Genomic DNA, 677 nt, shown 5'->3' with positions numbered 1-677 from the left:
TGTTATACAGCAAATTATTTCAATACAAAAAGTGATATAAAAAGCAAAATAATTTAACCTTATCCATTATGTAAAGTTAATTAATTTTCATATTCATGTATAAGATTGGTTAATCTTGCCTACAATTATAGAAAAAAATAATGGGGCGGTAAAATTAATTACCACCCCAAGAAAGGTATCACAATGATAATTATAGCCTTTCCAGTTAAAAATATACATGAATATATCGAAAATGAATCATATTTGTACATAGATACACCATCTGAATGTCCTAATTGCAATTACAACGGTAAATTGTATAGGCATGGTTATTACTGCAGGGGTGTCTTTATCGACAATAATTGCATAGATATTACCATAGCAAGAGTTATCTGTCCTGTGTGCCATAAGACACATGCTTTAATACCAGATTTTTTAGTGCCATATTTCATCTATCCTTTATCTGTTATTCTAACTTCTTTGAATAAAATATTTATCGATGGACACGGCACTACATATGTTACTGATGAAATCATTAAAGAGTTTAATTTGTCTTTTGTAAAACAGCAAAATATCAGTTATTTCAAAATGAGATTTCTCTCTATTATGAATTATGTTTACAGCTTTTTTGCTAATTTTCAAGAATACATTGAAACAATGGACAGTTTATCTCCTAGAACTTTGATAAGCAATATTTG

Annotated in this window: 1 protein-coding gene; it reads left to right on the top strand. The window is 28.2% G+C overall.

What is annotated here, in order from left to right:
• Positions 1-183 precede the first annotated feature (183 nt).
• A partial coding sequence (locus A6M21_RS19010) for a DUF6431 domain-containing protein (RefSeq protein WP_078060537.1) occupies positions 184-677 on the top strand: 494 nt, incomplete at its 3' end.

It is taken from the genome of Desulfotomaculum copahuensis, assembly GCF_001655685.1.
Lineage (GTDB): Bacteria > Bacillota > Desulfotomaculia > Desulfotomaculales > Desulfovirgulaceae > Desulfotomaculum_G > Desulfotomaculum_G copahuensis.
This window is presented reverse-complemented; position numbering and strand designations above follow the sequence as displayed.